The sequence below is a fragment of the Acinetobacter sp. ANC 4973 genome (genome assembly GCF_002135275.1).
GTDB lineage: Bacteria > Pseudomonadota > Gammaproteobacteria > Pseudomonadales > Moraxellaceae > Acinetobacter > Acinetobacter kyonggiensis.
Map to the genome: position 1 here is coordinate 22,956 of NZ_NEGM01000015.1, position 6,051 is coordinate 29,006.

Here is a 6,051-nt window from a genome sequence, read left to right on the forward strand (position 1 = left end):
TATAAAAAATTGGGCGCAAAACCTAAAAAGCCGACTTGGAAACAAGTCGGCTTTTTTTAAACCAATTCTGATATATTCCGCCAATAAAATTGACCACTATTTACGCTTTTTAACTTGAGTGATACAAATATGTGATACATTATTGTATATACAAATTTGAATGTTTTTTATGGAACTGTATTTCGAATGGGATGAGGCAAAGAACCAAAAGAATCAGAAAAAACACGATGTATCTTTTGAAATGGCAAGCCTCATTTTTGATGATCCTTTAAGGATCTCCATCCAAGATAGACATACTAATGGTGAGGAACGTTGGCAAACCATTGGTATGGTCAAAGGTGTACTGATGTTATTAGTTGCTCATACCATCTTTGATGAAGATGACTGTGAAATCATACGAATCATTAGTGCAAGGGAAGTAACCAAAGCGGAGCGCAATCAATATGAGCATGGTTAGATACACACGCAAAGAACTGAATGAAAATTTCAGTGATAAGCAAGATGCTGAAATTAAACGCTTGCTTGCTAAGGGAACTGTACCAGATGATCAACTAGACTTATCTGATATTCCTGAAATTACAGACTGGAGCAATGCTGTTCGTCATGGGCAATTTTATCGTCCAGTGAAGCAACAAACGTCTGTTCGCCTTGATGCTGATGTACTCGCATGGTTAAAAGAACAAGGAAAAGGTTATCAGACACGAATGAATAAAATTTTGCGTGAAGCAATGTTAAAAGATTTAAAAAATCATTAATAAAGAATGGGAGCGATAGGCTCCCATTTTTGACTTCGTATAAGAGATTTTATGTTAAATAAAAAATAGATTAGTAAGTGTATTGAAGTGGTATAAATCGTAATCTGAGCTTGTATAAATGCTACGATTATAGTTCCTAATGGGATTATCTAAAGAAAGTGAATTAGCAAAATAAGGATATAGTGGTGAAAAGATGAATCACAAACTTATTGATGAGGCATTCGATATTAAGAACAAACATGTTCAATGTTTTCCAGCTGGGACACTAGTACATACAGATAAAGGATTAGTGCCTATTCAGGACGTTAAAGTTGGCGATATGGTTTTATCTCGTGCTGAGTGGGATGGAATAGATGCTTCAACTGAATATAAGAGAGTGCTGAGAGCTTTTTGCTCGGGAGAAGATGAATTAATACGGTTAAGTTGTCAGCGTGACAGTGAATATGATGATATATTTGCACCTATTTATATAGAGTTTATGACACCAAATCACCCAATTTGGGATGAGTCATTAAAAGATTGGATACCTACTTCCAAGATTGAAGTTGGCACACTCTTATCAAATATTGATAATGAAGATAATCTTAGAGTTTTAGCTATTGATGCTGTATATCAGGCAGATTTAGATAATGATTTATTAATAGGTGGTTGTTTTTCTATAAACTTAGGTAATGAACGAGAGCTTGATATAGAAATTCTATTTTCTAAAGATAAATATTATTTTATTAACTATAATAAATATGTATCTTCAAATGAATATCACATCTTAGACACACAAATTGTAAAATTTAATCCAGATATTCATGAAGAAATTATTGATTACATTTACTCTAATCGTCTCAATCTTCAAAAATTAAAAGTGCCTGTATATAATTTAGAGATAGAAGACAATCATACCTACTTTATTGGTGAACATGCTATATGGGTACACAATGATAATTGCTTTGATAAATAAAAAAAGGGCTAGTTCGTGGAAATTCACCTTATCTTAAAATAATGCAAGAGTTAGAAAATATCTTAGGAACAAAGCTAGCTTTAACTTGGGCATAGGTTAATTAATTAATATTTCTAAAATTAACATAATACGGATTATGCGAAACGAGAGCCTAAAGCTCTCGTTTTTTAGTTCCAGAACTGCTAAAATCCTTATACGCCATTGACGTATTTAATTCATGTTATTCATTGAAACCAGTATTTTTACCAAACAAATTAAAGAGCTTGTGTCTGATGAAGAATATCGTCAGTTACAGCAAGATCTTTTGGTACAGCCTGATAAAGGTGATGTGGTAAAAAATGGTGGTGGGATACGTAAAGTACGTTGTGCTCAAGGTAACAAAGGTAAAAGTGGCGGTATCCGTGTGATCTATTACTGGGTTAATGAAGATCACCAAATCTTTTTCTTATTGGCTTATCCAAAATCCGTAAAAGATACCCTGACAGATAAGGAAACAGCCATTCTTCGTCAACTCGTGAAGGAGCAACTTCATGGATAACAATTTATTTGATGATCTGGTTTCTTCGATTAAAGAAGCAGGCGCGATTAAGCGCAAAGAGATCCAAGCAAGCCGAGTTACCGAGCTTGAATTACCTGATATTAAAGAAGTGCGTGAAAAAACAGGCTTAAGCCAAATGGAATTTGCAGCGCGTTTGCATATCAGTGCGAGAACGCTACAAAACTGGGAACAAGGGCGACGTTACCCCACTGGTCCAGCAGCAACTTTAATTCGCATTCTAGATGCACATCCAAGCCTGATCTAAAAAGTACAGACAATAAAAAAGCCCAACATCCTGTTGGGCTTTTTTACGTATTGGGTGCTTAGATATGACTCCTGTCGTATCTGACGATCCTTGTACTGCGTATTATTGTTATTGTTGGAGCATCCTGCTCTCTATGTCCCCATGATAGGAAATTTCAGCGAAGTCGTATAGCTGCAAAGGGCGGGAATTGTTGTGAGCAAATGCATACAAAGCTGGCTAAAAACCATGCACTTTTTATCCGCAGAAATTGGGGATAATTTATGCCATGAGAAGGCTGCTAACATTGAGAAAAGTTTTAATTTGATTAATAAGTGATCGTTTTTATTGGCGAAATATATCATTTGTGATTAAAAAAAAGCCGATTTGTTTCCAAATCAGCTTTTGAGGGTTTGCGTCCCAATTTTTTATAGCATAACTTTTTGAAATATAACACTATTTATTTTGCGTTTCGTATAAGCGCCATTATGTTAAGTGGGATTTATTACTTTCATTAAAGAAGCTGTTTTTTCAAAAAAATTAGGTTTTTCCGCATTGATACGCTGTAAAAGAAATAAAATTGAGTTTTTTATTGCTGGAGTAGTTAAAGAAACTTTATCAATCATGCATTCTCTTGCAGTCTTACTATTTAGTATTCTTATAAGCAAAATAGTAGCCCAGTTAGGTGCTTTCTTTACCATATATGGAAATTCATTAATAATTTCAATTATATATACATCATTTTTAAATGATTCTATGCTATGAATAATTGAAAATACAGCTTCATCATATTGAGCATTATCTTCGATTAATCGCACAAGTGGGCTAATAACTGAACAATCATTAAAAGCCATAATTTCAGCAAGTTTTGCATCAATTTTTTCGACATTATTAAAATGATTAATTTGAATTTCTTTGGATAAGCTATTGATTACTTGTTCAAGTTCATGAGCTACCATAATTATAAACTCCTAAATTTTGTTTTTTTAGAGAAAATTATTAATTAAATTTCCTAAAATTAACATAATACACCTTATACGAAATCAGAAAAGGGAGCTGTAAGCTCCCTTTTTCATTAATTTTTTTTAAATTTTAAGCATGTTGCACTGTAAGTTTTAAACCTAAAGCGTTCACTACACGATTGATCGTATCAAAACGAGGTGCAGAGTCATGACGAAGTGCTTTATAAAGAGCTTCACGTCCAATACCGGCCTCTTTAGCAATTTGAGTCATTCCTCTTGCTTTGGCAATTACACCAAGTGCATGAGCTAACTCAGCAGGATCATTTTCTTCAAGAACCATATTGAGATACATCACAATATCTTCTTCAGTTTTGAGTGATTCAGCCATATCAAAACTTGGTAAATCAGCGACTTTAACCATTTTTAATCCTCCAATGTTTTAGATAATTTGACTGCTCGCTTGATATCATCTTGCTGTGTAGATTTATCACCACCACCTAGCATCACAATCACAACATCACCATGTTGGATATAGTACATTCTCCAACCTGAACCGAAGAACTCTCTCATTTCCCAGACACCTTCTTGGAGAGGTTTAATGTCTCCCCAATTTCCACGCTGAACCTTATCTAATCTACGGTTCAAGCGAATACGGGTCATATTGTCTTTAATGCCATCTAACCATTCATCAAATTCAGGTAGACGTTTAATTTCAATCATGAGGCTTCCTTCTATTCTTACTTAATTGTATTCGATCGAATACATAAAGCAAGTATTTCCCCTTTAGATTCACCTACAAAATTTGTAAATTTCGCATAACGCCCATTATGTTAAATGCAGAATTTTTCTAAGTATTTAAATTATTAACCTCAAATATTTTCATTTCCTCAAGGTCTCTATAGGGTAATTAAAAATCTAAAAAAGAATCGTTGACAGAGGGGGATTTTTATACTAAATTTAATTGGTACCAATCTTGGTACCAAGGAGTTTATTATGAGTACCATAAGTGGTAACACCCCGATTAATCTTGAACCTGTCGACATACATGAAAACAAGTCAGAACAGAAGCAGTTCAAAGGTAATCTAAGGATTGATACGTTATTAAGAATCGAAAAGTTTGGTGAAGTATTAAATATGTCGCGTTCACAGATACTTGAAGAAAGTGTCAATGCATATATGAATGCTTCTTTCAATTGGCAAACAAGAAGATACTTTTTGGAGAAAAAGGAAAAAACCTTTGCGGAAGAGGATCTCAAAAACTTTAGTTCAAAGACTAGGGTATATGTAGTGAGTACTCTTGATAAGGACTCTACATACCGGGAGTGGATATGTGCTTACATTACAAGCATTAATGGAAATATGGTAACAATTCAACCAAGTCATTTAGTGAATCCATTTCCAGCAGAATATGTATTAAACATTTCTGAAGATGATTTGGTGATTCCAAAGGTAGTGGATTGGAATCCATCAGTGTCTGCTGTTCCCTATTGGGGGAATTATAGATTCACTATAAATATTAAATATATTTGGTATGTAAGTACTGAGCAATTCTAATTTTTATTATAGAGGTGATTTATGGAAACTTTATTGAAAACTGTACTTGTTGTTGTTGTGACAGAAGTAGCAAAAATTATTGTAGATGAGATTAAAAATCGTTAGGAGCATATTTATGTTTTCAACAATTCTAGCTATGTGGTTATTTGGTAGAGATGTCCATTTTTAATGGCATCTCTAAGGAGGAAGTATGAAACCTTATAAAGTTATGAAAGTCTTACAAGATAAAGGATGGTACCTCCGAAGAATTGTTGGTAGCCATTACCATTTTAAACATGAGATAATATCAGGCTTAGTGACTGTTCCATACCATGGAACAGAAGACTTAAAGCTAGCAACCTTGCATAATATTATGAAAATGGCTCAACTCTCAGAAAGTGATTTTTTTCCTAAAAAACTGAAAAAAATTATGTCTTACAAAGCATCAGGAGTAATGAATGCTATTGCCGATAGCTATTAATTTTTCAGATGGTCTTCCTTATTCTGTTTTATTTCCATCATTACCTGGATGTAATTCAATGGGGAATTCCCTTGAGGAAGCTATTGTCAATGCAGTTGAAGCAGCGACAACTCATATTGAAATTTTATTAGAAGATGGTGAATCTGTATTTTTTGATACACCCCATATTCAGGATTTAATGGCTTTAAATGAATATAAAGACTGTGTATGGGCTTTAATTGATGTACCTTTGCATAAATTGTAATCCATATTCATTCTTTATATTTCCTAAAATTAACATAATACACCTTATACGAAATTAAAAATTTAGTCTTAAGTTGCTGTTTTTAATATATTTTTTTAAAATTTCGTATAAGCACCATTATGTTAAATTGATTCATTTTTACTATTTATAATTCACTTAGGCATAGTGAATAGTCATGAACCCAAATACCATCCTTAACCACAAAATAGGTATGAAAATGTTCTACTTCTAAATTGTAAACTGGAGCAGAAAATTTTTTTCCTCCCATATAAGCATTGTCCATATATGGGTTACCATTTGATATATCCAACAGAGGGTAATCATCATGATATTTAAAGTCAG

General features: G+C 33.3%; 11 protein-coding genes and 1 pseudogene. 8 read left to right on the top strand and 4 right to left on the bottom strand.

The window, feature by feature from the left end:
- Positions 1–169 precede the first annotated feature (169 nt).
- From B9T30_RS14160 to nadS, 5 genes are all read left to right on the top strand, one after another.
- Positions 170–457, top strand: a complete 288-nt coding sequence (locus tag B9T30_RS14160; protein WP_086185572.1) for a BrnT family toxin — start codon at positions 170–172, stop codon at positions 455–457.
- Positions 444–755 carry a BrnA antitoxin family protein gene (locus B9T30_RS14165; RefSeq protein WP_086185573.1) on the top strand — a complete coding sequence of 104 codons (312 nt, stop codon included), beginning with the start codon at positions 444–446 and terminating at the stop codon, positions 753–755. Before B9T30_RS14160 ends, B9T30_RS14165 begins: the two co-directional genes overlap by 14 nt.
- Positions 756–948: 193 nt before the next feature.
- Entirely contained in the window at positions 949–1,710 is a 762-nt protein-coding gene (locus B9T30_RS14170; RefSeq protein WP_086185574.1) for a Hint domain-containing protein, read from the top strand.
- A 217-nt stretch (positions 1,711–1,927) separates the two neighbouring features.
- Entirely contained in the window at positions 1,928–2,248 is a 321-nt protein-coding gene (locus tag B9T30_RS14175; RefSeq protein ID WP_068912162.1) for a type II toxin-antitoxin system RelE/ParE family toxin, read from the top strand.
- The gene (gene nadS, locus B9T30_RS14180; protein WP_086185575.1) at positions 2,241–2,513 is read left to right on the top strand and encodes a NadS family protein; all 273 of its coding nucleotides are present in this window, start codon (positions 2,241–2,243) and stop codon (positions 2,511–2,513) included. The genes B9T30_RS14175 and nadS overlap by 8 nt, the downstream gene beginning before the upstream one ends.
- A 467-nt stretch (positions 2,514–2,980) precedes the next feature.
- On the opposite strand, the gene B9T30_RS14185 is transcribed toward nadS, so the two are convergent.
- The 3 genes from B9T30_RS14185 to B9T30_RS14195 form a co-directional block, all read right to left on the bottom strand.
- Positions 2,981–3,448, bottom strand: a complete 468-nt coding sequence (locus B9T30_RS14185) for an Imm30 family immunity protein (RefSeq protein ID WP_086185576.1) — start codon at positions 3,446–3,448, stop codon at positions 2,981–2,983.
- 133 nt (positions 3,449–3,581) lie between these two features.
- Positions 3,582–3,872: an addiction module antidote protein gene (locus B9T30_RS14190; RefSeq protein ID WP_005093398.1), complete on the bottom strand. Its 291-nt coding sequence runs from the start codon at positions 3,870–3,872 to the stop codon at positions 3,582–3,584.
- 2 nt (positions 3,873–3,874) lie between these two features.
- Positions 3,875–4,171, bottom strand: coding sequence for a type II toxin-antitoxin system RelE/ParE family toxin (locus B9T30_RS14195; RefSeq protein WP_086185577.1), 297 nt, complete (start codon positions 4,169–4,171; stop codon positions 3,875–3,877).
- 273 nt (positions 4,172–4,444) lie between these two features.
- Here B9T30_RS14195 and B9T30_RS14200 point away from each other — a divergent pair, with 273 nt between their 5' ends.
- The 3 genes from B9T30_RS14200 to B9T30_RS14210 all read left to right on the top strand — a co-directional run bounded on the left by B9T30_RS14200 (position 4,445) and on the right by B9T30_RS14210 (position 5,709).
- The gene (locus B9T30_RS14200; protein ID WP_086185578.1) at positions 4,445–5,005 is read left to right on the top strand and encodes a hypothetical protein; all 561 of its coding nucleotides are present in this window, start codon (positions 4,445–4,447) and stop codon (positions 5,003–5,005) included.
- Between the two features lie 190 nt (positions 5,006–5,195).
- Entirely contained in the window at positions 5,196–5,465 is a 270-nt protein-coding gene (locus B9T30_RS14205; RefSeq protein WP_086185579.1) for a type II toxin-antitoxin system HicA family toxin, read from the top strand.
- Positions 5,443–5,709 (top strand): type II toxin-antitoxin system HicB family antitoxin, encoded by a 267-nt coding sequence (locus tag B9T30_RS14210; RefSeq protein WP_086185580.1) that lies wholly within the window; start codon positions 5,443–5,445, stop codon positions 5,707–5,709. Before B9T30_RS14205 ends, B9T30_RS14210 begins: the two co-directional genes overlap by 23 nt.
- A 145-nt stretch (positions 5,710–5,854) precedes the next feature.
- On the opposite strand, the pseudogene B9T30_RS14215 reads toward B9T30_RS14210, so the two are convergent.
- Positions 5,855–6,051 (bottom strand): annotated as a pseudogene (locus tag B9T30_RS14215) (HINT domain-containing protein); the annotation flags it as partial.